Origin of the sequence: Aurantimonas aggregata, from assembly GCF_010500835.1 — a bacterium.
Classification (GTDB): Bacteria; Pseudomonadota; Alphaproteobacteria; order Rhizobiales; family Rhizobiaceae; genus Aurantimonas; species Aurantimonas aggregata.
On the sequence record NZ_JAAAMJ010000007.1, the window covers coordinates 1 to 25,339 of the forward strand.

Below are 25,339 nucleotides of genomic sequence, written 5' to 3' on the forward strand. Positions count from 1 at the left end.
CCATCGGTGGCCAAGCCGACGGAACCGCGGGAGCGCACTGTTATGGAGACAAGAAGAGCCGCAATTCACAGAAAAAATGCCCACACCGCCACGCCATCTCCCCATTACTGGATCTGCCCATAAGGCAGGAATTATAGGCGCAGCGGATAACGCCGCACGAGGCGCAGGCCTCGGTGTGGCCGCCCAGTTCCGCCGTGCGGCAAAGCTCGATCGCGCTCATCACGCGCCGCTCGACGCGGCCCATGTGCCCCTCGTGCGCTTTGCGGTAACCGTCGGTACCGATACAGCGATAATAGCGCAGCGTGTCCGTCGGATCGTACTTGCGGGTGTGAGGCGCGCGCTTGCCATAATAAGCGTAGCCGCAACGACGGCAGACCGTGAGGCCCTGCAGCAGCCAGTCCGAGCTCGGCGTGCGTTGGCGCTTGCGCTTCCGGTTTTCCTCAAGCTGGGCACGGACCGCCTCGAATACGGTCGGATCGACGACCGGGGGAACAGGAATTTCGATCCACTCTTCAGGCGGAACGGGAACGCGCGAAGTGGCGTGCGGCGAGGGTTGTGAGTGGCCGCGGATCGGCCGCAACCGCGGTCGTGGCGGCACGTAGCGGGCTCGCCCGAAAGCGGCCCGTCCGATATAGGCGGGATTGGCGAGCATGCCGCGGATCGTGGAGGCGTACCAATGCGTCGTTCCTGCCCGCGTCCGGCAGTCGATCCGCTCGAGCCGCCGGCATACCTCTCGCAGGCTCATGCGATCCAGGCCAACCCACGCGAAGATCAGACGAACAATATGTGCCTCCGCCTCCACGACCTAGAAGCGGGCCAGGCTGTAGCGCGACAATCTGGATGAGAACTGCGCGACAATCAGGGGCTCTTCCGCACTTTTGGTGCAGCGCGGGGATTCACAGGTGAGGCGAAGGAGTCCATAGGATTCGAATCGCAATCCATCTGGCAGACCGGTTTTGATCTACGAGACGCTTCGCTCGATCGTCCCGCCCTCACTGTTGGTCATCCAGATCCAGCCCGGTTCGGATCGCATCGTCCTTGTGGCAGAACCTGTCGCGGCCGATGCGTGCTGTCCGCGCTGTCATCGACGCTCGGGCCGTGTGCACAGTCGTTACATCCGGCAACTGGCGGATTTGCCGTGGCATGGGCGGGTCGTATGCGTCCACCTTCATGCCCGGCGCTTTCGCTGCGATAACTCGACCTGTTCGCAGCGCATCTTCGTTGAGCGGCTGCCCGAAGTTCGCGTGCACGCCCGGCGAACGTTGCGGCTCGGCCAGAGCCAGCTGGCGATCGGTCTGGCCACGGGCGGTGAACCGGGTTCGCGACTGGCCGGCAAGCTGGCGATGCCGGTGAGCGGCGACACCTTGCTGCGGATGATCCACGCGGTCGAGGCCGAACCTTTCCCGCCTCCGCGGGTCGTTGGCATCGACGATTGGGCCTGGCGCCGCGGGCAGCGCTACGGGACGATCGTCTGCGATCTGGAGCGCAATCGCGTCATTGATCTTCTGCCGGATCGAAACGCCAACACGGTCGCAAAATGGCTGCAAGGCCATCTCGGCATTGAGGTCGTGGCCCGAGACCGCGCCGGTTTCTATGCCGAAGGTGCCCGCCGCGGCGCGCCGCAAGCCGTACAGGTTGCTGACCGATGGCACCTTTTGCATAATCTTGGCGAGGCCTTGCGCACAGCGGCCGGACGGCACCGGAAAGCCGTCAAGGCCGCAAGCCTTAAAGTCGCGTCGGACAAAATCGAACCCGAAGCCGCCGAAATGCCGCCGGCACGCGAGACGAAACCGGAGGCACTCGGAAAGGAGCGGCGATCCGAGCGTCGGCAATGTTATGAGGAAATCCGACGTTGGCACGATCAAGGCCTTGTTCCCCGCCTCATCGCTCCGTTGGTCGGCATGGACAAACGAACGGTCGAAAGGTGGCTCGCTGCGGGCGGCGAGCCCGAGTATCGTCGCCGGCGTCCGAGAAACAACCTCATCGATCCGTTTCGACCTTATCTCGACCAGCGCTGGCGGGAGGGATGTCGAACGACGCCGAAGCTTTTGAAAGAGTTGGGCGAGCAAGGCTTCACGGGGAGTTTGGCGACGGTCGGTCGATGGACGACGGCGCGTCGTCTCAAGGCTTCCGCGCCCCCAGGAGAAACAGAGGCCCGCAAAGCGGCCCGGTGGCAACCTCCATCGACACGACAATGCGCCTGGATGTTGTCGCGCGACCCGGCAACGCTCGACAAGGACGAAAGCGCCTTCCTGACGCATCTCTTCGCCATCGAACCGAAATTGTCCGAAGTTGCGGCTCTGGGGCACAGGTTCGCCGAAATGATCCGCAACGGACAGGACGACAACCTCGATCCGTGGCTTGCCGACGCTGCGTTCAGCGATCTTGGATCCTTCGCAGTCGGCATCGGTCGTGATCTTGACGCCGTGCGAGCCTCGATGACCCATCCCTGGAGCACCAGCCCGGTCGAGGGGCAGATCAACCGGTTAAAGGTCATCAAGCGGCAAATGTACGGACGAGCCCATTATCCGCTCCTGAAGCAGCGCGTCCTCGCTGCCGCATAGGCCAAAAGGAAACCGCCGATTGAGTCCGATGAAAGGTCGGCGGCACCTTCACCAAAAGTGCGGAAGAGCCCAATCAGGATGGCAAGGCGGCACTCGTGCATCCATCAGTCTCTCCCAAGGCGTCTACCGCCGGCGTGTATCAACTTCTGACGGAAGCGGCACCTGCTCAGGCATTTTATGGCCTAAGTTAGTTTCATCAGAGGAATGCGTCGATCTCAGTCTTCCTCCGCGCCCGCAAGCGCAACTCGTCACAGAGGTCCGCCCACGCCTGCGCCATCTCGATCCGCTCGGGGAGATAAAGGGCGCGGTTGTAGGTGCGTCGGACCTTGTTCGGGTCGACGTGCGCAAGCGAGACCTCGATCACGTCGTAGCGCCATCCTCGCTCATTGAGAATCGTTGAGGCTGAGGAGCGGAAACCGTGCGCCGTATGGATCCCCTTGCCGTAGCCAAGACGATCCAAAGCGACGCCGAACGCATTCTCTGAGAGAGGCCGATCCGGCTTGCGGCGTTGGGGGAAGACGAGAGGGCCTGTACCGCTGATCTCATGCTGGCGCTTAAGGATCTCGATTGCTTGATCGGACAAGGGTACGAGATGCTCCTTGCGCATCTTGGCTGTCCCTTTGGGAATCGTCCACAGCCGGTTTGCAAAATCGATCTCTGCCCAGCGTGCAGACCGGGTTTCCACCGGGCGGCCGTAGGTGAGTGCCGAGAATTGCAGGGCATGGCGCAAGCCAGGATCGTCGTAGCTGTCGATCGCCCGCAACAAGACGCCGAACTCGCGCTCGACGGTGATCGCCGCCATACCTTCGGTCTCGACCTTGGGCAGCGTCCCCTTGAGAGCGTCGGCCGGGTTGCGCTCTGCGCGCTCGGTGCGGATCGCATAGTTGAAGACCGTCCCGATGACACCGCGCAGCCGCACTGCGCTTTCGCGTCGCCCGGAGGCAGCTACCTGCTGGAGAATTGGAAGAACGTCCGCCGCCCTCATCTCGGCAACGGCGAGGTCATGAAGCGGCGCCGCCAGCCTTTTGAGAAGCCAGTCATTCTTCGCCACCGTCTTCGCGGCAGGTTCAGTCTTCCGCAGGACCGACAGATACTCTTCGCAGAGTTCGCCGAAGGTCGGGCCATCTGATGCCTCGGCCGAAGTCTCGTCGAGTGTCGCCTTCGGCTCCGGATCGGCGCCACGCCGCACCAGATCCTTGATCCGATCCCGCTCGGCCCGAGCCTCTGAAAGACTCATTTGCGGGAAGCGCCCGAGCGACTTACCACGCCGTTGACCATTGAAGCGGTACTCGAGCCGCCATGTGCGAACATCATTTGGCGTGACGAGCAGGGCCAAACCCTCCCCATCGGTGTGCTTCTGTAGCTTGGACCCCGGCTTGATCGCGCGGAGGCTCATCTTATTCAGGGTGTTCACAATCTCTTCCTGCTGACGTAACGGTGGAGCCACCATGACGTAATGACGTGGAGGAGGCAAACTGTTACGTCGCCATTACGTCCTTGGGCATGAGATAGGGTGAACGGAGTTGGAAGCGACTGAGACAGCCTGACACAGCCTGAGACGCTCGCGGGCGGCGAGGTGACGCGAGTATCAGGCAGCGTTTTCAGCGCACTAGAGTAGAAAAGCAGCTACTTTGAGCCGGCATGACACCGGTTGAAGGGGTGTGAGATGCGAGACTGCTGCTGAGGTAAATAAGGGGATTGGTGCCCAGGGACGGAGTCGAACCGCCGACACTGCGATTTTCAGTCGCATGCTCTACCAACTGAGCTACCTGGGCGCCGCGGCCGCCGGGCGCTGCTTCGTGGCGAAGCCGGCCGGCGAGGGCTGGGGCCTTATAGAAAAGCTGCCGGACCCTGTCCAGCGTCTCATTGGCGGATGACGGGAAAAAGACACGGCGCGCCGGGCCGATTTTTCCCTGCGCCCTCTCAAACTGGCGACAAAGCGCCAGCTGGCCGTCGCCGGCTGTTGACCTTCGCGGGAAAATCAAGGAAAGAGCGCGCATCGCTGTTGCAGCCTCTTCGGCGAGCGTTTCCCGGTTCGGAAGCACTCAGGGCGCCGGCGGTTGAAAGATCAGGGCTTTCCAGGTCCCTCTGCCCCGGTCGCGATCGGGGTCGCTCCCTGGAAGGCGGATGCTGTGGTAGCTCAGTGGTAGAGCACTCCCTTGGTAAGGGAGAGGTCGAGAGTTCAATCCTCTCTCACAGCACCATCTCCCGCGATGTCGCTCCGCGATGGCGGTGAGCCTGCGTGATGTCCCCGCCGGATCCTGCGACCCGGTCGAAATTCATCCTGCCTTTTGTCAGCTCGGTAATTGCGCCGGCCGCCCGGCTTTCGTCGCACGGCGCGTAGCCGGAATAGCGGCAATGTTGCCGCAACGGCTGTCGCCGCCGACGGGCAGACGCCCAACATCCGTGTGCGCTGCACGCAATTGTGGCTGAAACAGGAACCTATTCGCGCTTTACGGATTGTTACCTTCATACGCGCATTGTGTACCGAACAATGCGTGTCCAGAGAGGTGCTATCGATGTCCGAACTTGCCAACATTGTCTCCCATCCGGGGCGACGGTCGGAAGTTGCGCGCCATCTCGAGCGGCTCCGCGTTTTCCAGCCCATCAACGACCTGCCGGCGCAGCTCAGCGAAAAGCTGGAGCGGCTCGATCGGGCTGAAGTGCGGATGCGACAGGAGCGTGGGCGCGGCGCCCGGTAGGCGAAGCCTGACGGGGCGACCATGCCCGCTGGCACGGACGGTGCTTTATTCGCGGTTGCTTCTGGTGTAACGGAGTTTCGCGATAATTTGCGGCTCCGGGGGTGCGCCATGACCAAGAATCTCGACGCCGCGATCGACTCGATCGGCGAACGGGTGACCCATATCTGCGAATTCCTGCATGATCTGGAGCCGGGCCAGCCGGTCGATGCGGCGGCGCTCGCCGATGCGGTGCACGACTGCTCCAATGTCAGCCAGTCGATGAACAGCCTCAAGCGCGTGGTCAAGCGCCGCGACGACGTCGAGGGCTGAGCCGACCCGCCACCGACGACGCACTGCCGAGCGCAGCCCGCGGGGATCGGTTCGCGCATGCGACCGGCCGCGTCCTCAAGCCCGCACAAGAGGAGCCCCGCATGGTTGCGACGGACATCGCCACACGGGTCTGGAACCATACGTTCAAGCTCGACACGATCGTGCGCAGCCTGCTCGACACGGATTTCTACAAGCTCCTGATGCTGCAGATGGTGCACGGGCTGCATCCGGACGTTCAGGCGACGTTCTCGCTGCACAACCGCTCGCGGCAGGTGAAGCTTGCCGAGATCATCGACGAGCAGGAACTGCGCGACCATCTCGATCACGCTCGCTCGCTCTCGTTCACCAAGCGCGAGATGATCTGGCTGGCGGGTAACAGCTTCTACGGCACGCGGCAGATCTTCCGGCCGGACTTCCTCGAATGGCTGCAGCATTTCCGCCTGCCGGAATACGAGCTGCGGCGGGTCGACGGGCAATTCGAGCTGGATTTCCACGGTCCCTGGACCCACACGATGATGTGGGAGATCCCGGCGCTGGCGATCATCAACGAATTGCGCTCGCGCGCCGCGATGAAGGACTTCAAGCGCTTCGAGCTCGACGTGCTCTATGCCCGCGCCAAGGCCAAGATGTGGGAGAAGGTCGAGCGCCTGCAGGCGCTGCCGGACCTGCGCATCTCGGATTTCGGCACGCGGCGGCGGCATTCCTTCCTGTGGCAGCGCTGGTGCGTCGAGGCGCTGAAGGAGGGGCTCGGCGACCGGCTGATCGGCTCGTCCAACGTTCTCCTGGCGATGGAAACCGATCTCGAGGCGATCGGCACCAACGCGCACGAGCTGCCGATGGTGCTGTCGGCGCTGGCCGAGGGCGACGAGGAACTGCGCCAGGCGCCCTACCAGGTGTTCCGGCAGTGGCAGAGCTATTATGGCGGCAATCTGCTGATCGTCCTGCCGGACACTTACGGGACGTCGGCCTTCCTCCGGCAGGCGCCGCCATGGCTGTCCTCCTGGACGGGTTTCCGGCCGGATTCGGCACCCCCCATCGAGGGCGGCGAGGAGATCATCGCCTGGTGGAAGCGCATGGGCGAGGACCCGCGCGAGAAGCTCCTGGTCTTCTCGGACGGCATGGACGCCGACACGATCGAGCGGACCTACCGGCATTTCGAGGGACGGGTGCGGATGAGCTTCGGCTGGGGCACCAACCTCACCAACGATTTCCGCGGCGTCTCGCCGGTGCCGACCAGCGGGCTCGACCCGATCTCGGTGGTCTGCAAGGTGACCGATGTCAACGGCCGGCCGGCGGTGAAGCTCTCGGACAACCCCGCCAAGGCGAGCGGCGACCCGCAGGCCGTGGCGCGCTACCGCCGGGTGTTCGGCGAAGCCGCCTATGCGGAGCGGGCGCTCGCCGTCTGAGCCGACGCGACCGCCATCCGGCATTGCGAACGCCGTAAATCCCATGTGATCGGATACGATAAGCCTTGCTTATGATAAGCGGGGTTACTAGATCGCGTCCATGAGCGAACAACCAAGCCTCGGATTCCTGCTGATCGATGCGGCGCGCCTCATTCGCCGCCGCTTCGAGCAGGAAAGCCGTGATCTTTCCATGACCTCGGCGCAGCTGCAGATCGTCGCCCGCCTCGCCAAGAACGAGGGGATCGGGCAGGCGGCGCTGGCGGCGCTGCTGGAACTCGAGCCGATGACCGTCTCCCGGCATGTCGACCGCATGGTCGCGGCCGGGCTGGTGGATCGCCGGCAGGATCCGAACGACCGGCGGGCCCGCCAGCTGTTCACCACCGAGCGGTGCCGGGCGCTGATCAAGCCGATGCGCGAACGCGCCGCTGCCGTCTTCGAGGACGCGCAGAAGGGGCTGTCGGCGGCCGAGCGTCGCAATCTCGTTTTCGCGCTGGAAACCCTGATCGGCAATCTTTCGACGATTGAGGCCGGCGAGAGCGTTCGCGGCGCGGTTCGCGAACCGTCAGAGGTGACTTCATGAATGGGCAACCACACAACGAAGAGCCGAACGGCGCCGAGCCGGTGGCCGAGCTGGCGATCGAACCGGCGCCGGCTGCCGAGGCCGGCGCGGCGGAGCCCGCGGCGCCGGCGACGCAGGCCGCGCCCCCGCCGGAACCGGCAAAGAAGAAGCGCCGCCCGCTCCGCACGCTGCTGATCGTCGCGCTGCCGCTCGCTCTGGCGCTGGGCGGCGCCTATTACTGGGTCACCGGTGGGCGCTACATCAACACCGAGGACGCTTATGTCCATCAGGACCGTGTCACGGTGATGCCGCAGGTGAGCGGCCAGATCGCCAGGGTCGCGGTCGCGGAGAACCAGACCGTCGAAGCCGGCGCGCTGCTCTTCACCATCGACGACAGCGTGTATCGCAACGCCGTCGAGCAGGATCAGGCCAATCTGGAATCGGCCCGGCTCGACGTCGAGAAGCTGAAGGCTGCCTATGCGCAGGCGGTGTCGGAGGCCGGGACGGCGCGCGATGCGCTGACCAATGCCGAAACCCGGAACCAGCGCCAGCAGACGCTGGTGCAGAAGGGCATCGTCAGCCAGTCCACCCTCGACGACGCCGACCTGGCGCTGCGCCAGGCGCGCGGCGCGCTGTCTTCTGCCGAAAGCCAGGTCCTCGCCGCGCGGGCGGCGCTGGCGGGCGACCCCGACATCGCCACGGACCAGCATCCGCTGGTGCTGGAGGCCTTCGCGCAGCTGCACGCCGCCGAGCTGGACCTCGCCCATACCGAGGTGACGGCGCCGGCGGCCGGGGTGATCAGCCAGACCGACCGGATGCAGGAAGGCCAGTACGTGACCCCGGCCTCGGCGGTGATGAGCCTGATGGAGACGCAGGACAGCTGGGTCGAGGCGAACTACAAGGAAACCGAGCTGACCGACATGCGCGTCGGCCAGCCGGTGGATGTCGAGCTCGACACCTATCCGGACCACGTCCTGCACGCGACGGTCGGCTCGATCGGCGCCGGCACCGGCTCGGAATTCGCGCTGCTGCCGGCGCAAAACGCCACCGGCAACTGGGTGAAGGTGGTGCAGCGCATTCCCGTGCGCATCCGGGTCGAGGCCGACGACGACATGCCCGCCCTGCGCGCCGGCATGAGCGCCAGCGTCACCGTCGATACCGGTCACGCGCGAGGCGTGCCGGCGTTCCTCGAGCCCGTCGTCGCGGCGCTCGGCCTCGACCCGTATCTGCCGGCCGGACGGGCCGTCGCCGCCACCACCGACGCCGAGGCACCGGACGTTGCCGCCATCGACGCCACCGCACGGGAAGGGGCCACCGCCGGTTCGGCGACGACCCCGGCACGATGAGCGCCGCGGCCGCGCCGGCCGCCGCCGGCCCGGACGGCGTCGTCGCCCACAAGGGCCTGATCACCGTCTCGATCATGCTGGCGACGATCATGCAGGTGCTCGACACCACGATCGCCAACGTCGCGCTGCCGAACATGCAGGGCTCGCTCGGGGCGGCGCAGGACCAGATCACCTGGGTGCTGACCTCCTACATCGTCGCCGCGGCGATCATGACGCCGGTGACCGGCTGGCTCTCCGACCGGATCGGCCTGCGCGAGCTGTTCATCGCCTCGGCCGCCGGCTTCGTCGTCGCGTCGATGGCCTGCGGCTTTGCCACCAGCCTCAACGAGATGATCTTCTTCCGGCTGCTGCAGGGCCTGTGCGGGGCGGCGCTCGTGCCGCTGTCGCAGACCGTGCTGCTCAACATCAACACCAGGGAACAGCACGGCTCGGCGATGGCGATCTGGGGCGCCGGCATCATGGTCGGCCCGATCGTCGGCCCGACGCTGGGCGGCTGGCTGACCGAGACGTTCAACTGGCGCTGGGTGTTCTTCGTCAATTTGCCGATCGGCCTCCTGGCGCTGGCCGGGATGATCCTGTTCCTGCCCCGGACGCCGAAGCGCCAGCGCGGCTTCGACTTCTTCGGCTTCGCCATGCTGTCGCTGTTCATCGGCGCCTTGCAGCTGTTCCTCGACCGCGGCGAGCAGGTGGACTGGTTCTCGTCCCCCGAGTGCTGGATCGAGCTCGGCCTCGCCGTCTCCGGCCTGTGGGCCTTCGTGCTGCACATTACCGGGCGGGAGGGCGCCTTCATCGACCCGAAAATCTTCACCGACCGCAACCTCGTGATGGCGCTGGTGATGATCTTCGTCGTCGGCATGATCCTGCTCGCCGGCCTCGCGCTGCTGCCGCCGATGCTGCAGAACATCCTCGGCTATCCGGTGGTGACGACCGGAATGGTGCTGGCGCCGCGCGGCGTCGGCACGATGATCTCGATGATCGTCGTCGGCCGGCTGATCGGCAAGGTCGACACGCGGCTCCTGATCTTCACCGGGCTGATGCTGACGGCGCTGTCGCTCTACCAGATGAGCGGCTTCTCGATCCTGATGGATTCGACGCCGATCATCGTGTCGGGCGTCGTGCAGGGACTGGGGCTGGGACTGGTCTTCGTGCCGCTGTCGACGCTCGCCTTCGCGACGCTGGCGCCGAAGTTCCGGCCGGACGCTGCCTCGCTGTTCAGCCTTTTGCGCAATATCGGCTCGTCGGTCGGCATCTCGATCGTGTCGGTGGAGCTTGCCCACAACATCATCATCAGCCGAGCCGATCTCGTCGCCGGGTTGAATCCGTTCAACCCGAACTTCACCAATGCCGTCGCGACGATGGGGATGGACCAGACAACGACGCTCGGCGTTCTCAACCAGCAGGTGCAGGCGCAGGCGGCGATGATCGCCTATGTCGACGACTTCAAGCTGATGATGATCATCACGCTCTGCGCCGTGCCGCTGCTGGCCTTCATGAAGCCGCCCGGCAGAAACGCCGATGCCGGCGGGCATGCCCCGGCGATGGAGTAGGGACTCTCCGCACAGCCGCCGGGGCAGGGCCGAAGGAACGGGCCGACCGTTGACGGTCCGTCGCGAGGAAATGATCGCCGGTCCGGAACAGGGGCCCTCTGCCGTCATTGGCCTTGCGAGGATGCCGGGTCCGGTACGGGCTGCGCCATTTCCCCAGTTCACGACGACAATTCGAAGGATACCCACCATGAAGATCCTGATGGTTCTGACGTCGCACGACCAGCTCGGCGATACCGGCAACAAGACCGGCTTCTGGCTCGAGGAATTCGCCGCGCCCTATTACGTCTTCAAGGACGCCGGCGCCGACATCACGCTGGCCTCGCCGAAGGGCGGCCAGCCGCCGCTCGATCCCAAGAGCGACGCCGAGGACGCGCAGACCGAAGCGACCAAGCGGTTCAAGGCCGATCCGGCGGCGCAGCAGGATCTGGCGAATACCAAGGTCCTGTCCACCGTCGGCGCCGACGGCTTCGACGCGATCTTCTATCCCGGTGGCCACGGGCCGCTCTGGGACCTCGCCGAGGATGCCGACAGTCGGAAGCTGATCGAGACGTTCGCGCAGAGCGACCGGCCGGTCGGTGCGGTCTGCCACGCACCGGCGATCTTCCGCCACACGACGGCGGCGGACGGAAAGTCGCTGGTCGCGGGCCGGACCGTCACCGGCTTCACCAACACCGAGGAAGAAGGCGTCGGCCTGACCGACATCGTGCCGTTCCTCGTCGAGGACATGCTGGTCGCCAATGGCGGCAACTACCAGAAGGGCGCCGACTGGGCGTCCTTCGTCGTCACCGACGGCAAGCTGGTGACCGGCCAGAACCCGGCCTCGTCCGAGGAAGCCGCTCGCAAGCTGCTGACCTTCCTCTAGCGCCAGACACCGGGCGCCATCGCGGCATTCCGCCCTGCCGTTCGAACCAGCCCGTCGGGACCGCCCGGCGGGCTTTTTCGTCTCAGTCGCCGAGCGCGATGCCTTCGCGGCGGGGGTCGGCGCCGGCTTCGAGGCCGTCCGGGCGGATGACGATGGCGTGGAGACCGGAATCGAGGGGGGCCTCGTTGACCTCGAATCCGAGTGCGCGGAGCGAGCCGGAGAGCGCGGTCGCGGACGTTCCCGCTTCGACGTCGAAGGTGCCGAAGCGGTTGACCAGATGCGGCATGGCGACGGCTTCCTGCGCGTCCATCTCCCAGTCGATCAGCGCGACAAGCGCCTGCGCAACATAGCCGATGATGCGGCTGCCGCCGGGCGAGCCGATGGCGATCACCGGCTTGCCGTCCTGCATGACGATGGTCGGCGCCATCGATGAGCGCGGCCGCTTGCCGGGCGCGACGGCATTGGCGATCAGCCGGCCGTCGTCGTCGCGGGTCTCGAATGAGAAGTCGGTCAGCTCGTTGTTGAGCAGGAAACCGCCGGTCATCAGCCGTGAGCCGAAGCCGCTCTCGATGGTGGTGGTCATCGAGACGACGTTGCCGTCTGCGTCGACGATGGAGAAATGGCTGGTCGAGGGGAGCTCGATGGCAGTGTCGTCGCCGAGCAGCATCGCGTGGTCCCAGGGCGGGGAGCCGGGCACAACGGCGGCTTCGGCGAGCGCCGCGTCGCCGTCGAGGAGACGGGCTCGGGTCGCCAGATAGGCCGGGTCGAGAAGGCCCTTCAGCGGCATCGGCACGAAGTCGATGTCGGCCATGTAGCGGCCGCGATCGGCGAAGGCGAGGCGGGAGGCGTCGCCGATCAGCCGCCAGGCCTCGGGGCTTTCCGGCCCGAGCACGGCGATGTCGTGCGGTTCGATCAGGCCGAGGATCTGGCCGATGGTCAGCGCGCCGGAGGAGGGCGGACCCATGCCGCAGACGTCCATGTCACGATAATCGACGCAGACCGGTTCGCGCTCGACAACCTCGTAGGTTGCGAGGTCGGATAGGGCGAGCGTGCCGGGATTGCCCTCGGCGTTCCGCACCGTGTCGACGATCCCTTCGGCAACCGGGCCCTCGTAGAAGCCGGCCGGGCCCTCTGCGGCGACGGCGCGCAGCGTCTCGGCATAGGCCGGGTTCACCAGGCGGTGGCCGACCGGCAGGGCGGCGCCGTCGGGCCCGAGGAAATAGTCGCGCGTGGCGGCATGGCGGGAAATGTTCGCGGCGTCCTCGGCGATCAGCGCGTTGAGGCGGGGCGAGACGTCGAAGCCCTTTTCGGCAAGGTCGATCGCCGGCTGGACCACGTCGCGCCAGGCAAGTGCGCCATGGCGCTCGTGGGTGTCGAAGAGCAGCCGGACCGTGCCCGGCGTGCCGACCGAGCGCCCGCCGACCACGGCATCCATGAAGGCGAGAGGCTCGCCGGAATCGTCGAGGAAGAGCGTCGGCGTGGCGCCGGCGGGCGCCGTCTCGCGGCCGTCGAAGGTGGTCAGGCGGTCGTCCCCGGCATCGAAATAGACCAGGAAAGCACCGCCACCGAGGCCGGAGGATTGCGGCTCGACGAGGCCGAGCACCAGCTGCGTCGTCACCATCGCATCGATGGCGTTGCCGCCCTGGCGAAGGATTGCAAGGCCTGCCGCCGCCGCCAGCGGGTGCGCCGCCGCCACCATCTGCCGCTCGGCACGGACGAGACCGGCTTCGACGGACGGCGTCGCCGCCTCCGGCTCAAAGGCGTCGCTCGGCTGTTCCTGCGCGAAGGCCGACGGGGCAAGGCCGAGGCCGCATACCAATAGCCATGTGGCGAGTTTCCGGCGGGGCATCGGGCGTCTCCTCAGGCAGCTTCACCGTCAGCCTATGTCAGTCGGACGGGGACCGAAAGCCGGCCAAATCTGCCGATAGGGAAGGTGCGCGATTGCCCATCAAGGTTTCGCGAAACGACGTGGGGCAGGAGCAAATCCCCTTTTCGCCGGGCGAACTTGGCAATAGGGTCCGCCCCGAATCGGGCCGCGGGAGCCGGACCGACAGTGATCAGCAGGAGGCTCGATCGTGGCCATACGCATCATTTCCTTCATCATCGCCTTGTTCGTGATGCCGGGGCTCGCCCTCGCGCATGGCCCGACCCGCCAGAAGGCCAGCGAGACCGTCGAGATCGACGCGGCGCCGGAGCAGGTGTGGGCGGTCGTCGGCGCCTTCGGCGACATGGCCTGGCATCCGCGCGTGGCGATGACCGATTCGCCCAAGGGCGCGGAAGTCGGCGCCATCCGCACGCTCGGCTACACGACCGGCGGGACGATGGAAGAGGAACTTTCCAAGCTCGACCCGGCCAAGATGACGCTCTCGACCTTCATCGGCCACGTGAATGTCGACGTGCTGCCGGCGACCAATTATTCCTCGACCATCACCGTCAAGCCGCTCGACGGCGGCGCGCGCTCCGAGGTCACCTGGCGCGCCGCCTTCTACCGCGGCTATCCGAACAACGACCCGCCGGCCGAGCTCAACGACGAGGCGGCGGTGACCGGCGTCTCGACGTTCCTGCGCGAGGGTCTCGACAATCTGAAGACGGTCGTCGAAGCCGGCTCGTGAGCCGGCGTCGCGGCATCGCGGCGCGTGCCGGCCTGCTCGTCGCCGGCCTGCTGCTGGCGGACGCCAGCACGGCCGCGGCCGGCGATCTCGCCTATGTGACCAGCCAGGAAGCCGAGGAACTGTCGATCGTCGATCTCGACACGATGACCGTTCGCTCGACCATCGCGATCCCCGGCAAGCCGGCCGGCATCGCCCTCTCGGCTGACGGCATGCGCGCCTATGTCTCGCGCCCCGAGGCCAAGGCGATCAGCGTCGTCGACACGGCGTCGGGCACGGTGGTCCGCGAGATCGATACCGGCGGCGGCCCGCTCGGCATCGCGGTGCATCCGTCCGGCGCGCCGGTCTATGTCGCCGACTGGTTCTCGCATTCGCTGCTGGTCGTCGACCCGCAAGCCGGCAAGGTCGTCGGCTCCTTCGAGACCGGCGAATCGCCCTCCGGCGTCGCGGTCTCCGGGGACGGCGCGGTGATCGTCACCGCCGACCGCGATTCCGACCAGGTCTCCTTCATCGACAGCGCGACGGGGGATGCCATCGCCCGCGTTGCGGTGGGCGCGCGGCCGTTCGGCGTGGCGTTCTCGCCGGACGGGACGCGGGTCTATGCGACCAATGTCGGCGGCGACAGCGTCACCATCGTCGATGCCGAGAGCCACGCGGTGCTCGACACCGTCGATGTCGGCTCGCACCCCTATGCCGCCGCCGAGACGCGCGGCAAGGTGTTCGTCACCGACCAGTACGGCAGCACCGTCACGGTGTTCGACGCGGCGACGCGCGAACGCTTGACGGTGCTGGAGACCGGCGAATATCCGGAAGGGATCGACGTCGGCAGCGACGGGCGTTTTGTCTATGTCGCCAACTGGTTCGACGATACGCTCGCCAAGATCGACGCCGAGACGCTGGAGATCGTCGGCCACGTCACGGTTGGGGAAGGCCCGCGCGCCTTCGGCGCGTTCGTCGGGGCCGACCCCGCGACCCCATAGCCAGGGAGGAATTCATCATGCCGAACCCATTGCGACTGGCCGCCATTGCGGCGATCGCGACGCTCGCCGGGATCGCGACCGCGACGGCCCAGATGGTGGTGCCGCCGAGCACCGTCGTCGGCCCGGGCGGCGCCACGCGGGTGCCGGGCATGGGCAGCACGCCCTCGGCAGCCGCCGCCGACTATCCGACGGCCGTGATCGCCGACTACGTGTTCGGCTGCATGTCGAGCAACGGCAATACCCGCACCGCGCTGGAGCAATGTTCCTGCTCGTTCGACGTGGTGGCATCGCTGCTGCCGTACGACCGCTATGTCGAGGCCTCGACCTTCCTGTCGATGCAGCAGGTCAGCGGCGAGAAGGGCGCGCTGTTCCGCGGCGGCGTCGAGCAGAAGGCCACGATCGACGATCTGCGCCGTGCGCAGGCCGAAGCCGAGATCCGCTGCTTCGACTGACGCGGCTGAGCGGCAGCGGGCCTGCCATCAAGCCTTGGCCTCAGGACTGGCCGGGGGTGAAGCTCTTCTCGAAGACGTTGCCGTCGGTATCCACCGCGCGGGCATGGAAGGCCGCCGCTTCGCCGGCGTAATCGAAGCGGAAGCTGGGATCCTCCGAAATCGAGATGCCGCCGGTCATCGAGAACAGGGGCTCGCCGTTCCGGGTGATCGCCAGTTCGCTGATGAAGTGCGCCGGGATGTAGAGCAGCGTCACCTGGTCCTTCTGCAGCCCGGAATTGTTCGGGTGGCGGATCATCAGCTGCGCCTCGTGCCGGTCCGCGTCCGCCGCCGCCTCGAAGAAGCGCAGCTTCATCTGGCCCATCTCGCTGGCGGCGACTTCCGGATCCTTCGCCGCCGGCGCGGCGCAGCCGCCGGCTGCCTTCACGAACCGGCTGGTCACGTAGAGCGTGCCGTCGGCGGCTTCGGCGACGGCGTGGATGTCGGTGTATTCGTTGACCCGGACGCGCGTCGACAGCTGCGTCACGCCAGCATTTTCGGCGATGTCGAAGGTCGCGGCGACGGGCGCCGGGTTCTCGTCGATCACCAGCGTCACCTTGCGGATGTCGTGGCCCGGATCGAGGGTGAGGGTGATCGGCACGATCGCCGGATCGGTGGCGCGAGCCGGCGCGTCGAGGCTGATCGCCTCGCTGCCCTCGACCAGCGGGCGCTCGCCGAACAGGTCGGCCCTGAGGCTGGTCCAAGTGGACGGGCTCGCCGCGGCGGCGGCTTCCGGCGTGAGCGGCGCCTCGGCCCTGGCGGCCGGCGCGGCGAGGACCAGGGCGAGACAGGCGAGCGACAGGCTCGCGCCCCACGCCAGGCCATGGCGCTTTTCGTCAGCATTCGACATCGAAACCTCCCGTTTCCGTGGCGCGTGCCCGTTCGCCGGTCTTCTTGCCCCCTAATGTGAGCCTGCCGGGGGCATCGGGCAAGCGGCATGGCGATCGCCGGTGTCGCCGGGGTACTGCGGGTCGCCCGCTATTCCCACTCGAGCTCGGCGAAGGACGCGGTGGCGTTGCGCGGATTGTAGGCGTCGAAAAGCTGCCATTGGCCCGCCAGGCTTGCGGCGGCCGTGGTCACCGCTTCGGCGATCGGTACGCCCGCGGCGATGGCGGCGCGCAGGTCGGCGGCCAGCGTCTCCAGATATTCGGTCTGGGCTTCGAGCGCCTGCGGCCATGGCGCGCTGGGAGGCCCGTGTCCCGGCACGACGCGTTGCGCGTCGATCGCGGCAAGGGCCGGGGTCTGGGCGAGCCAGCCCTTGATCGAGCCGTCGATCACCGGGACGTGCTCCATGAAGACCAGATCGCCGGCGAACAGTGTGGCGGTCGCCTCGTCGAGCACGGTGAGGTCGTTGTCGGTGTGGGCGGTGTCCCAGGCCGTCAGCAGAAGGGTCCGGCCGCCGAGATCGATTCGCCGCTCGCCCTCGACCGTCTCGTCCGGCAGGGTGACCGTGACGGCGTCCGCGAGTTCGGGACCCAGCTGCTCGCGCATCGACTGACGATAGAACTCGGCCCGGGCCGACAGGGCGGCCGGCAGGCGACGATGCCCGATGATCGTCGCGCCGAGGCCGGCGAAGACCTGGTTGCCGAAGACATGGTCCGGGTGCATGTGCGTGTTGATCAGATAGCGCACGGGCAGGTCGGTGACGCGCCGGATGGCGGCGAGTGCCGATTCGGCCACCGCGACGCTGCCGCCGCTGTCGATCATCGCCACCGCCGCGTCGCCGACCACGAAGCCGATATTGGCGACGTCGCCGCGATTGCCGGGGGTGGTCTCCGCCACCGCCCCTTCATGGACGAAGACGCCGGGGGCGACCTCGGCCATCGAGAGCGGCTCGGCCGCAGCCGCCCCGGCGGTGGCAGCGAGGAGGCCTGCGAAACAGGCGGCGAAAAGGCGCGGACGGATCGGGATCATGCCGTCATGTGATCCGCTTCGACCCGGCTAGGCAAGTCGGGGACGGTGAACGGCCCGGGGGCTCCTGCGTCAAGCTGTCCGCGATGCCGGCGTTCTTTCCATGGTCGAATGGTGCCGTGATGATCGACCCGTGCGCATGGCTGCGAATCGCCACAGAAGGCCGCTGCCAAAGATGTTGAGCATATAATCTTAATAACGATTGCAGATGCGCCCGCGACGAATTGGGGCGAAAATCCATAAAAGCTTCAGCCGGCTACAAAAAGACGCCGAGTGCCGTCCGCCATGTCATGGCTGAGACAGAAGCGGCCGACAGTTCATCATGTCGGGACGTGACGAGGTCGTCCGGCCGCATGAGTTTTATCGCAATGCAGGATAAGATTGCTGCAGTGCACCTACAAGTTTCCGTTTTAGCGCTTGCGCAGGAATATTTCCCGATCTAGCATCCTCCATGGTTTCCGGCTTCAAGGTCGGGGTGTTGGGAGCACCTCGAATCTCGAAGGCCACGGTAGGGCGTTCGATCAACGGTGCCCACCAAGACCCCTATTGGCGGTCGTGACACGCTGCCGGAAACCTTCCCCCAGTTCGCTAAATGTCGTCATCGGCAATCCTGCCTTTGGACGCCATCGGGATATGTCTTTGGGAGGACAGTTGATGTTGAAAACCATTACGAAGGCGGCGCTCGCCTCGAGCCTGCTCGTTTCGTTCGGGGCGGTCGCCTCGGCGAACGATGCGCTGATCGATCTTCAGGGCGACGCCAAGCAGTGGGTCATGCCCACCGGCAACTACGCCAACCAGCGCTATTCGACGCTGGAAGCCATCAACAAGGACAATGTCGGCGACATGGTCCCGGCCTGGACCTTCTCGACCGGCGTGCTGCGCGGTCATGAAGGCAACCCGCTGGTGATCGGCGACACGATGTTCGTCCACACCCCATTCCCCAACATCGTCTACGCGCTCGACCTGAACGACGAGGGTTCGATCAAGTGGCGCTATGAGCCCAAGCAGGATCCGAGCGTCATCCCGGTGATGTGCTGCGACACCGTCAACCGCGGCGTCGCCTATGCCCCGGCAGAGGGAGCGGACAGTCGCGCCCTGGTCATCCTCCACCAGGCCGACACCACCGTCGTGGCGCTCGACGCCGAGACCGGCGAGCAGGTCTGGTCCGTCCAGAACGGCGACGCGTCGAAGGGCGAGACCGGCACGGCGGCCCCGATGGTCGTCAAGGACAAGGTCTATATCGGCATTTCCGGCGGCGAGTTCGGCGTACGCGGTTCGCTGACCGCCTACAACCTCTCGGACGGCAGCCAGGCCTGGCGCGCCTATTCGACCGGCCCGGACGACGAGATGCTGTTCGATCCCGAGCAGACGATGTCGCTCGGCGAGCCGGTCGGCGCCGATTCCTCGCTGAACAGCTGGGAAGGCGACCAGTGGCAGATCGGCGGTGGCACGACCTGGGGCTGGTTCGCCTTCGATCCGGAGCTGAACCTGATCTATTACGGCACCGGCAACCCCTCGACCTGGAACCCGTCCCAGCGGCCGGGCGACAACAAATGGTCGATGACCATCATGGCCCGCGACGCCGACACCGGCATGGCCAAGTGGGTCTACCAGATGACCCCGCATGACGAGTGGGACTTCGACGGCGTCAACGAGATGATCCTCGCGGACATCGACGTCGGCGGCACCGAACGCAAGGCGCTCGTCCACTTCGACCGCAACGGCTTCGCCTACACGATGGATCGCGAGACCGGCGAGCTGCTGGTCGCCAAGAAGTACGATCCGGCTGTCAACTGGGCGACCGAAGTCGTCATGGACAAGGATTCGGACCAGTACGGCCGGCCGCAGGTGGTCGCCGAGTACTCGACCGAGCAGAACGGCGAAGACGTGAACTCCACCGGCATCTGCCCGGCGGCGCTCGGCACCAAGGACCAGCAGCCTGCGGCGTTCTCGCCGGAGACCAACCTGTTCTACGTGCCGACCAACCACGTCTGCATGGACTACGAGCCGTTCCGCGTCGCCTACACGGCGGGCCAGCCCTATGTGGGTGCCACCCTGTCGATGTATCCGGCACCGGACAGCCACGGCGGCATGGGCAACTTCATTGCCTGGGACGCCGGCACGGGCGAGATCAAGTGGTCGCTGCCCGAGCAGTTCTCGGTGTGGTCCGGCGCCCTGGCGACGGCCGGCGGGATCGTGTTCTACGGCACGCTCGAAGGCTTCCTGAAGGCGGTCGATGCCGAGACGGGCGACGAACTCTATAAGTTCAAGACCCCGTCGGGCATCATCGGCAACGTGATGACCTACGAGCATGAAGGCCAGCAGTATGTCGGCATCCTGTCCGGCATCGGCGGCTGGGCCGGCATCGGCCTCGCGGCCGGCCTCACCGATCCCAACGCCGGTCTCGGCGCGGTCGGCGGCTATGCTGCCCTGTCGAAGTATACGGCGCTCGGCGGTCAGCTGACGGTCTTCACCGTCCCTGACCAGACCGCCTCGGCGGCCCCGGCTGACGCAGCCGCGCCTGCGGCCAACAACTAAGCCTGCGATAAAGGGCCTCGCTCCACCGGGAGCGGGGCCCTTTTCACGACTTGAGGGCCCGTCGTCAGGCACCGACCTCGACGCCGGGCCCTCGCCTTTGGGAAAAGGGGTGGTACGCGATCCTGCGGGGCGTATCGACCGAAGCTCGGACCGCTAGAGCGGCCCGTTTGTCAATTCGTGAGGTTTGCATGACGTATAGACTGATCGCCCTTGCCAGTACCGTGTTCCTCTCGACGACCAGTCTGGCCGGCGCCCAGGGCACCGGCACGACCGTCGTTCCGGCGGGACAGGAAGCACCGGCTGCGGGCGCGACGGCGCAGGCCGGGGGCGGGGCTGCCGCAACCAGCACGGCGCCGGCTGCTGCCGAGACGCCGGCCGCTGCTGCGACCGCAGCACCCGCTGCCGCTGAAGCGCCGGCCGCGGAAGAAGCGCCTGCCGCCGCCGAAGCGCCGGCCGCAGCGCCTGCCGCGGATGGCGCCGTGGCCATGGCGAGTGCCGAGGGCATGCAGCCCGACGCACATCCGTCCAAGGACACGGCGACGGAAGGCAACGAGCCCACCGAAGGCGACATGGGCAAGTGGGTCGATCCGGCCGGCAATCCCACCTACAATTTCAACGAGGACGGGACAGTCGACTGGTACGCCTGGCGCGGTTCGAAGAAATACGGCGCCAACTGCCTGCAGTGCCATGGTCCCGACGGCATGGGCTCGTCCTTTGCCCCGAACCTCACCGAGTCGCTGCAGAATCTGAGCTATTTCGACTTCGTCGGGATCGTGGTCAGCGGCCAGCAGAACCAGTGGACGTCGCCCAACTCGATCATGCCGGCCTGGGGCGAGGATCCGAACGTCATGTGCTCGCTCGACGCGATCTACATCTATCTGCGCGGACGCGCCGATGGCGTGATCGGCCGCGGCGAGCCACCGCGCCCGCCGAAGAACGACGAAGGCCAGAAGGCGGAGTACGACTGCCTGGGGTTCTGATGTGATGAAACGACTTATTCCAGTCGTCGCCGGCATTGCGAGCATCTTGCTCGCGATGCCGCATGCGGCACAGGCGCAGGATCGCGAGTTCGGCGGCGAGATCGAGCTCGTCGACCCCGACGTGTTGCGGGTCTGCGCCGACCCGAACAACATGCCCTTCTCCAACCAGGCGGAAGAAGGCTTCGAGCAGGCCGTCGCCCGCTTCCTGGCCGAGAAGCTCGGCCGGCAATCGGTGTCCTACGCCTATTTCCCGCAGGCCACCGGCTTCGTGCGGATGACGCTCGGCGCCAATGCCTGCGACCTCATCATCAGCTATCCGCAGGGTGACGAGCTCGTCCAGAACACCAACGCCTACTACCGGACGGCCTATGCGCTGGTCTATCCGGCGGACGGCGATCTCGATGGCGTCGAATCGCTGTCGGACCCGAAGCTGAAGGACAAGCGCGTCGGCATCATCGCCGGCACGCCGCCGGGCAGCTATCTGGCGCGGGCGGGGCTGATGGGCCGGGCCAAGGCCTACCAGCTGATGATCGACACGCGGATCGACAATTCCGCCAAGGCGATGATCGACGACCTGGCCGCGGGCGAGATCGATGCCGCGGTGCTCTGGGGCCCGATGGCCGGCTACTACGCCAAGCAGGCCGAGCGTGACTATACCGTCGTGCCGCTGCACAAGGAGGAGGGCGGGGCCGCCATGGCCTTCCGGATTACCATGGGCGTGCGCCCGGCGGACCAGGAATGGAAGCGGACGCTGAACCGGGCGATCGCGCAGTACCAGGACGAGATCAACGAGATCCTCCTGTCCTACGGCGTGCCGCTGCTCGACGAAGAGGATCGGCCGATCCTGTCGAAGGCCGGGACGGATCCGCAGGCGACTCCGGGACCCGGGGAGGCGGGCGGAGCTCCTGCCGGCGACGCGCAATGAACCGGCCGCGGCCAGCGCAGATGCGCCGGGCCGCGGCAGGCTTCGCGGTCGTCCTGATCGCGCTCTTCATGTCTGGATACGCATCGACGGCTCGCGCCGCAGAGGCAGCAACGACTGCGACGCCCCCGGTGACCGAGCCGGACGACTACCGGATGGACGATTATCGCGCCCCGGTCCCGTCGACGCTTGCCGGCGGCACGGTCGTCGATACCGCCGCGGCGAAGGCGCTGCACGACCGGGGCGTGCCCTTCATCGACGTGCTGCCCCGCCCGCCGCGTCCGCAGAACCTGCCAGAAGACACGATCTGGCGTCCGAATCCGCGGGAAAACATCCCCGGCTCGCTGTGGCTCGTGGATACGGGCTACGGCGCCTTGGCCCCGGTGATGGAACGCTACTTCTTCGATGGGCTGGCCGCGGCGACCGTGGGCGACAGGGCTGCGCCGGTGGTGATCTATTGCCAGCGCGACTGCTGGATGAGCTGGAACGCCGCCCGACGGGCGATCGCTGCCGGCTATACGGCAGTCCACTGGTACCCCGACGGCACGGAGGGCTGGGCCGAGGCGGGCCTGCCGCTCGTCGCGGCCGAGCCGGAGCCCCGTCCGGACGAGTAACGCCCGGACGGATTGGTCGAACGATCAGCCGGCGGGCGAGGCGTCGCCTTCTTCCTCGAAGCTGACGGCGACGTCGGCATTGGCCGACAGGCGCACCTTGTCGCCCTCGACCTCGGCGACCAGCGCCATCGGGATGAAATGGTGATGGCCGCGATGCGAACCTTCGCCGGCATCCGCCTTGGTCAGCTTGATTCGGTCGGCCTCGACGCGGTCGACAGTGCCGACATGCGTTCCGTCGGCGCCGATGACTTCCATGTGCGGCTTGATATCGTCGTGCATCGTCTTCTCCTTGCGGGCGGTTGCGCCGCCTTCTACAACCCGCGAGGCGGCTAAGGGATGCATGGGCGGCGCCTCAAAGCGCGCGGCTGATCGCCCGGCCGAGCGCGAAGGCCCGCTGCTCGATCATCGTCGGGACCTCGCAGACATAGGTCAGCGAAGCCCGCCGCTCGTTGAAGATCCGCGTGTCCCAGACCATCGACTGGCGTGCGTCCTCGACGGCGGCGGCATCGGCGCCTTGCTCGCGCTGCAGAGCGAAGAAGCTGGCATTCTCCTGCCGAAGCCGCGTCGCCAGCTCCTTCTGCTTGGCGCCGTAGCGCTCGATCCCTTCCATGACCTGGCTGCGCTCGGCATTCAGCGCGGCCAGCAGATCCTCGAACAGCGCCGCCGCGGCGGCATCGCGCTCCTCCTCGGGAAGCGAGGTAACGAAATCGGCGACCATCGCTTCGGCCTCGGCGAGCGGCAGGCGGCGGGCGATGACGGTACCGACCAGCGTGCGCATCGCTGGCGTGCGCTGCACGTCGTCGGCCAAAGCGAGGTCCGGCCCAGCCCAGAGCTGGGCGGGGGTCAGCGTTTCGACCCGGCGCTGGACGCAGGGCCAGTCTGTGGTGCCTTGCTGCGGGGCGATGGCAAAGCTCATCGGGTCGGACGCCGGCGCACCCTGGTCCGCGGTTCCTGCTTCCGGCGCATTGGTCGGCGCAGGACCTGGAACGACGAAGCCTTCGGGGATTTCCTGCGGCTGCGCGCCGGGCGCCAGCGCCGGGCTTTCCGGGGCGTTGGTGGGTGCGGGCCCAGGGACGACGAAGCCCTCCGGAACGTCGCGAGGCTGTGCGCCGTCCTGGGCGCCGGCCGGCATCAGGGCCAGACCGGTCGCGAAAACGGTGGCCCAGAGGGCGATGCGTGTGGATCGAGCGGACATGGGCTCTCCTCCCTTGTGGTCATCGGAGCGACCGTTCCCGGCGTTCGCTCCCGAAAGTCTCAGGCGGCCTGCCGCTTCCGGCTGATCAGCCCGCGCGACGGGTCGTAGGCAAGAATCGCGGCGCCGAGAAACGCGATGGTGCAGCCGAGGACGATCGCGAAGGCCTCGAGATTGAACTGACGATAGAGCGCGAAGCGCACGAGTTCCACCGCGTGGGTGAAGGGATTGAACAGGCAGATCGTGTAGAGCAGCGGGCTCGATTCCTGCACCCGCCACAGCGGGTAGAGGGCCGAAGAGGCGAAATACATTGGGAAGATCACGAAGTTCATGATGCCGGCGAAATTCTCCAGCTGCTGCACCAGCGAGGAGAGCAGCATGCCGAGCGCGCCGAGCATCAGCCCGGCGAGGATCAGTGCCGGCAGGACGTAGAGATAGCCCTCCCAGGGCGGCTTCACGTCCCAGAACCAGGCGATGACGAAGAACACGTAGACCTGGAGGATGCCGACCGCGACGCCGGCGACGAGCTTGGAGACCAGCAGGAACCAGCGCGGCAGCGGCGAGACCAGGAGCGTCTTCATCGTCCCGGTCTCGCGGTCGTAGACCATCGAGAGCGAGGACTGCATGCCGTTGAACAGCAGGATCATGCCGACGAGGCCGGGGGTGATGTACACCTCGTAGAGGATGTAGGTGACGTAGGGCGGCACGATCGAGACGCCGAGCACCTGGCGGAAGCCAGCGGCGAAGATGAACAGCCAGAGCAGCGGGCGCACCAGCGCCGAGACGAAGCGGCCGCGCTGATGCAGGAAGCGCAACGCCTCGCGCCAGACGATGCCACGGCAGCAGACGACGTAGGCCGACAGCGGAAAGCCGCGCGGCGTGGCGTCGTCGGGCCGGGCAGGGGCGATGCTGCTCACGAGGCCAACTCCAGATCGGGCTGGCGGCTGGCAAGACCGGTCAGGCGGGAGAAGGCGTCGCGGATCGAGCCGGCGCTTTCGGCCTCCACCACGTCCGGCACCAGCCCCTCGGCCAATACCTTGCCGTGATGCAGCACCACGACGCGGTCGGTTTCGTCGATCTCGTCGATCAGATGCGTCGCCCAGAGGACGCTGACGTTCTCGTCCTTCACCAGTCGCCGGACCTCGGCGACGATCTCGGCGCGCGAGCGGATGTCGAGGCCGACGGTCGGCTCGTCGAGCAGGATCAGGCGCGGCCGGTGCATGAAGGCGCGGACGATCTCGACCCGCCGAAGCTGGCCGCCGGAGAGATTGCGGGCCTTGTCGCCCAGCCGGTCGAGGAGTTCCGAGCCGGCGAGAATTTCCTCGATGCGCCGGTTGGCGGCAGCGCCGGAGATGCCGTGCAGGGCGGCGTGATATTTCAGGTTCTGGCGGATCGAGAGCTCGAGGTCGAGCGTGCGCGCCTGGAACACCACGCCGAGCCGGCGCAGCGCCTCGCCGGGGCGCTCGCCGAGATCGTGGCCGAGAATGCGGATGGTGCCCTCGCGGACGTTGAACAGCCGGGTGACCAGCGAGAACAGCGTCGACTTGCCGGCGCCATTGGGTCCGAGCAGCGCGGTGAACGAGCCCTGCGGTACCGTGAAGGAGACGTCGTCCAGCGCCTTGCGGGCGCCATAGGCATGGCTGACGCCGGCGACATCAAGGGCGGGCGGGGCGACGGCGGTTTCGAAAGCAGGGGCGATGCTGGCCATCACTGTCCGTTGCGATTGATCGGTCCGGCGTACCCTAGCCTGCCTCGCGGCGCGAAGACAGAACCGGGGTCGTTGCCGGAAAGCGAAGGCCCGCACACCGTG

General features: G+C 66.7%; 23 protein-coding genes, 2 tRNA genes and 2 pseudogenes. 16 read left to right on the forward strand and 11 right to left on the reverse strand.

Annotated elements, in window-relative coordinates:
- Positions 1–124: 124 nt before the first annotated feature.
- Together GTW51_RS23910 and GTW51_RS23915 are read right to left on the reverse strand one after the other, a co-directional pair.
- Positions 125–394 (reverse strand): annotated as a pseudogene (locus GTW51_RS23910) (transposase zinc-binding domain-containing protein); the annotation flags it as partial.
- Positions 395–445: 51 nt separating this feature from the next.
- Positions 446–802: pseudogene (locus tag GTW51_RS23915) on the reverse strand (recombinase family protein); the annotation flags it as partial.
- Between the two features lie 154 nt (positions 803–956).
- Here GTW51_RS23915 and GTW51_RS11030 point away from each other — a divergent pair.
- A complete protein-coding gene (locus tag GTW51_RS11030) occupies positions 957–2,564 on the forward strand; it encodes an ISL3 family transposase (protein ID WP_203566027.1) in 1,608 nt (535 codons plus the stop codon).
- A gap of 196 nt (positions 2,565–2,760) precedes the next feature.
- On the opposite strand, the gene GTW51_RS11035 is transcribed toward GTW51_RS11030, so the two are convergent.
- Both GTW51_RS11035 and GTW51_RS11040 read right to left on the reverse strand, forming a co-directional pair.
- Entirely contained in the window at positions 2,761–3,978 is a 1,218-nt protein-coding gene (locus GTW51_RS11035) for a tyrosine-type recombinase/integrase (RefSeq protein WP_163043986.1), read from the reverse strand.
- A 285-nt stretch (positions 3,979–4,263) separates the two neighbouring features.
- Positions 4,264–4,339: transfer RNA gene (locus GTW51_RS11040), tRNA-Phe, on the reverse strand.
- A gap of 354 nt (positions 4,340–4,693) precedes the next feature.
- Between GTW51_RS11040 and GTW51_RS11045 the strand changes: the two genes are divergently transcribed.
- The 8 genes from GTW51_RS11045 (at position 4,694) to GTW51_RS11080 (ending at position 11,295) form a co-directional block, all read left to right on the forward strand.
- A tRNA-Thr gene (locus tag GTW51_RS11045) sits at positions 4,694–4,768 on the forward strand.
- A 315-nt stretch (positions 4,769–5,083) separates the two neighbouring features.
- Positions 5,084–5,266, forward strand: a complete 183-nt coding sequence (locus tag GTW51_RS11050) for a hypothetical protein (protein ID WP_163043987.1) — start codon at positions 5,084–5,086, stop codon at positions 5,264–5,266.
- 108 nt (positions 5,267–5,374) lie between these two features.
- The gene (locus GTW51_RS11055; RefSeq protein WP_163043988.1) at positions 5,375–5,575 is read left to right on the forward strand and encodes a hypothetical protein; all 201 of its coding nucleotides are present in this window, start codon (positions 5,375–5,377) and stop codon (positions 5,573–5,575) included.
- Positions 5,576–5,676: 101 nt separating this feature from the next.
- Positions 5,677–6,981 (forward strand): nicotinate phosphoribosyltransferase, encoded by a 1,305-nt coding sequence (pncB, locus tag GTW51_RS11060; protein ID WP_163043989.1) that lies wholly within the window; start codon positions 5,677–5,679, stop codon positions 6,979–6,981.
- 100 nt (positions 6,982–7,081) lie between these two features.
- Complete coding sequence (locus tag GTW51_RS11065; protein WP_163043990.1) at positions 7,082–7,561, forward strand: MarR family winged helix-turn-helix transcriptional regulator; 480 nt, start codon at positions 7,082–7,084, stop codon at positions 7,559–7,561.
- Positions 7,558–8,886 carry an HlyD family secretion protein gene (locus tag GTW51_RS11070; protein ID WP_163043991.1) on the forward strand — a complete coding sequence of 443 codons (1,329 nt, stop codon included), beginning with the start codon at positions 7,558–7,560 and terminating at the stop codon, positions 8,884–8,886. Before GTW51_RS11065 ends, GTW51_RS11070 begins: the two co-directional genes overlap by 4 nt.
- Positions 8,883–10,433, forward strand: a complete 1,551-nt coding sequence (locus tag GTW51_RS11075; RefSeq protein WP_163043992.1) for a DHA2 family efflux MFS transporter permease subunit — start codon at positions 8,883–8,885, stop codon at positions 10,431–10,433. Before GTW51_RS11070 ends, GTW51_RS11075 begins: the two co-directional genes overlap by 4 nt.
- Before the next feature lie 187 nt (positions 10,434–10,620).
- On the forward strand, positions 10,621–11,295 hold the full coding sequence (locus tag GTW51_RS11080) for a type 1 glutamine amidotransferase domain-containing protein (protein WP_163043993.1): 675 nt from the start codon (positions 10,621–10,623) through the stop codon (positions 11,293–11,295).
- A gap of 82 nt (positions 11,296–11,377) precedes the next feature.
- Here the strand turns inward: GTW51_RS11080 and ggt are convergent, their stop codons facing one another.
- Complete coding sequence (gene ggt, locus GTW51_RS11085; protein WP_163043994.1) at positions 11,378–13,144, reverse strand: gamma-glutamyltransferase; 1,767 nt, start codon at positions 13,142–13,144, stop codon at positions 11,378–11,380.
- A gap of 268 nt (positions 13,145–13,412) precedes the next feature.
- On the opposite strand from ggt, the gene GTW51_RS11090 reads away from it, so the two are divergent.
- From GTW51_RS11090 to GTW51_RS11100, 3 genes are all read left to right on the forward strand, one after another.
- Positions 13,413–13,907, forward strand: coding sequence for an SRPBCC family protein (locus GTW51_RS11090; protein ID WP_163044137.1), 495 nt, complete (start codon positions 13,413–13,415; stop codon positions 13,905–13,907).
- Positions 13,904–14,884: a YVTN family beta-propeller repeat protein gene (locus tag GTW51_RS11095; protein ID WP_343033996.1), complete on the forward strand. Its 981-nt coding sequence runs from the start codon at positions 13,904–13,906 to the stop codon at positions 14,882–14,884. Before GTW51_RS11090 ends, GTW51_RS11095 begins: the two co-directional genes overlap by 4 nt.
- A 149-nt stretch (positions 14,885–15,033) precedes the next feature.
- Positions 15,034–15,336 (forward strand): hypothetical protein, encoded by a 303-nt coding sequence (locus GTW51_RS11100; RefSeq protein WP_163044139.1) that lies wholly within the window; start codon positions 15,034–15,036, stop codon positions 15,334–15,336.
- Between the two features lie 40 nt (positions 15,337–15,376).
- On the opposite strand, the gene GTW51_RS11105 is transcribed toward GTW51_RS11100, so the two are convergent.
- Together GTW51_RS11105 and GTW51_RS11110 are read right to left on the reverse strand one after the other, a co-directional pair.
- Entirely contained in the window at positions 15,377–16,222 is an 846-nt protein-coding gene (locus GTW51_RS11105) for a quinoprotein dehydrogenase-associated SoxYZ-like carrier (RefSeq protein WP_163043995.1), read from the reverse strand.
- A gap of 128 nt (positions 16,223–16,350) precedes the next feature.
- The gene (locus GTW51_RS11110) at positions 16,351–17,286 is read right to left on the reverse strand and encodes a quinoprotein relay system zinc metallohydrolase 2 (protein WP_163043996.1); all 936 of its coding nucleotides are present in this window, start codon (positions 17,284–17,286) and stop codon (positions 16,351–16,353) included.
- Between the two features lie 651 nt (positions 17,287–17,937).
- On the opposite strand from GTW51_RS11110, the gene GTW51_RS11115 reads away from it, so the two are divergent.
- From GTW51_RS11115 to GTW51_RS11130, 4 genes are all read left to right on the forward strand, one after another.
- A complete protein-coding gene (locus GTW51_RS11115) occupies positions 17,938–19,821 on the forward strand; it encodes a methanol/ethanol family PQQ-dependent dehydrogenase (RefSeq protein ID WP_163043997.1) in 1,884 nt (627 codons plus the stop codon).
- Between the two features lie 188 nt (positions 19,822–20,009).
- Complete coding sequence (locus tag GTW51_RS23920; protein WP_246232981.1) at positions 20,010–20,801, forward strand: c-type cytochrome; 792 nt, start codon at positions 20,010–20,012, stop codon at positions 20,799–20,801.
- A gap of 4 nt (positions 20,802–20,805) precedes the next feature.
- Positions 20,806–21,726: a substrate-binding domain-containing protein gene (locus GTW51_RS11125; RefSeq protein WP_163043998.1), complete on the forward strand. Its 921-nt coding sequence runs from the start codon at positions 20,806–20,808 to the stop codon at positions 21,724–21,726.
- A 68-nt stretch (positions 21,727–21,794) separates the two neighbouring features.
- Entirely contained in the window at positions 21,795–22,337 is a 543-nt protein-coding gene (locus tag GTW51_RS11130) for a PQQ-dependent catabolism-associated CXXCW motif protein (RefSeq protein WP_425483245.1), read from the forward strand.
- A gap of 24 nt (positions 22,338–22,361) precedes the next feature.
- Here the strand turns inward: GTW51_RS11130 and GTW51_RS11135 are convergent, their stop codons facing one another.
- The 4 genes from GTW51_RS11135 to GTW51_RS11150 all read right to left on the reverse strand — a co-directional run bounded on the left by GTW51_RS11135 (position 22,362) and on the right by GTW51_RS11150 (position 25,237).
- Positions 22,362–22,616 carry a DUF2171 domain-containing protein gene (locus GTW51_RS11135; RefSeq protein ID WP_163044000.1) on the reverse strand — a complete coding sequence of 85 codons (255 nt, stop codon included), beginning with the start codon at positions 22,614–22,616 and terminating at the stop codon, positions 22,362–22,364.
- Between the two features lie 73 nt (positions 22,617–22,689).
- Positions 22,690–23,532, reverse strand: a complete 843-nt coding sequence (locus tag GTW51_RS11140; RefSeq protein WP_163044001.1) for a hypothetical protein — start codon at positions 23,530–23,532, stop codon at positions 22,690–22,692.
- A gap of 59 nt (positions 23,533–23,591) precedes the next feature.
- Positions 23,592–24,446 (reverse strand): ABC transporter permease, encoded by an 855-nt coding sequence (locus GTW51_RS11145; RefSeq protein ID WP_425483242.1) that lies wholly within the window; start codon positions 24,444–24,446, stop codon positions 23,592–23,594.
- Complete coding sequence (locus tag GTW51_RS11150; protein ID WP_163044002.1) at positions 24,443–25,237, reverse strand: ABC transporter ATP-binding protein; 795 nt, start codon at positions 25,235–25,237, stop codon at positions 24,443–24,445. The genes GTW51_RS11145 and GTW51_RS11150 overlap by 4 nt, the downstream gene beginning before the upstream one ends.
- Positions 25,238–25,339: the final 102 nt, after the last annotated feature.

Excerpts from the sequence above, each read along its gene's own strand:
- GTW51_RS11050 (WP_163043987.1), top strand. The coding sequence starts at position 5,084 with ATGTCCGAACTTGCCAACATTGTCTCCCATCCGGGGCGACGGTCGGAA.
- GTW51_RS11055 (WP_163043988.1), top strand. The coding sequence starts at position 5,375 with ATGACCAAGAATCTCGACGCCGCGATCGACTCGATCGGCGAACGGGTG.
- pncB (WP_163043989.1), top strand. The coding sequence starts at position 5,677 with ATGGTTGCGACGGACATCGCCACACGGGTCTGGAACCATACGTTCAAG.
- GTW51_RS11065 (WP_163043990.1), top strand. The coding sequence starts at position 7,082 with ATGAGCGAACAACCAAGCCTCGGATTCCTGCTGATCGATGCGGCGCGC.
- GTW51_RS11070 (WP_163043991.1), top strand. The coding sequence starts at position 7,558 with ATGAATGGGCAACCACACAACGAAGAGCCGAACGGCGCCGAGCCGGTG.
- GTW51_RS11075 (WP_163043992.1), top strand. The coding sequence starts at position 8,883 with ATGAGCGCCGCGGCCGCGCCGGCCGCCGCCGGCCCGGACGGCGTCGTC.
- GTW51_RS11080 (WP_163043993.1), top strand. The coding sequence starts at position 10,621 with ATGAAGATCCTGATGGTTCTGACGTCGCACGACCAGCTCGGCGATACC.
- ggt (WP_163043994.1), bottom strand. The coding sequence starts at position 13,144 with ATGCCCCGCCGGAAACTCGCCACATGGCTATTGGTATGCGGCCTCGGC.
- GTW51_RS11090 (WP_163044137.1), top strand. The coding sequence starts at position 13,413 with ATGCCGGGGCTCGCCCTCGCGCATGGCCCGACCCGCCAGAAGGCCAGC.
- GTW51_RS11100 (WP_163044139.1), top strand. The coding sequence starts at position 15,034 with ATGGGCAGCACGCCCTCGGCAGCCGCCGCCGACTATCCGACGGCCGTG.
- GTW51_RS11105 (WP_163043995.1), bottom strand. The coding sequence starts at position 16,222 with ATGTCGAATGCTGACGAAAAGCGCCATGGCCTGGCGTGGGGCGCGAGC.
- GTW51_RS11110 (WP_163043996.1), bottom strand. The coding sequence starts at position 17,286 with ATGATCCCGATCCGTCCGCGCCTTTTCGCCGCCTGTTTCGCAGGCCTC.
- GTW51_RS11115 (WP_163043997.1), top strand. The coding sequence starts at position 17,938 with ATGTTGAAAACCATTACGAAGGCGGCGCTCGCCTCGAGCCTGCTCGTT.
- GTW51_RS23920 (WP_246232981.1), top strand. The coding sequence starts at position 20,010 with ATGACGTATAGACTGATCGCCCTTGCCAGTACCGTGTTCCTCTCGACG.
- GTW51_RS11125 (WP_163043998.1), top strand. The coding sequence starts at position 20,806 with ATGAAACGACTTATTCCAGTCGTCGCCGGCATTGCGAGCATCTTGCTC.
- GTW51_RS11130 (WP_425483245.1), top strand. The coding sequence starts at position 21,795 with ATGTCTGGATACGCATCGACGGCTCGCGCCGCAGAGGCAGCAACGACT.
- GTW51_RS11135 (WP_163044000.1), bottom strand. The coding sequence starts at position 22,616 with ATGCACGACGATATCAAGCCGCACATGGAAGTCATCGGCGCCGACGGA.
- GTW51_RS11140 (WP_163044001.1), bottom strand. The coding sequence starts at position 23,532 with ATGTCCGCTCGATCCACACGCATCGCCCTCTGGGCCACCGTTTTCGCG.
- GTW51_RS11150 (WP_163044002.1), bottom strand. The coding sequence starts at position 25,237 with ATGGCCAGCATCGCCCCTGCTTTCGAAACCGCCGTCGCCCCGCCCGCC.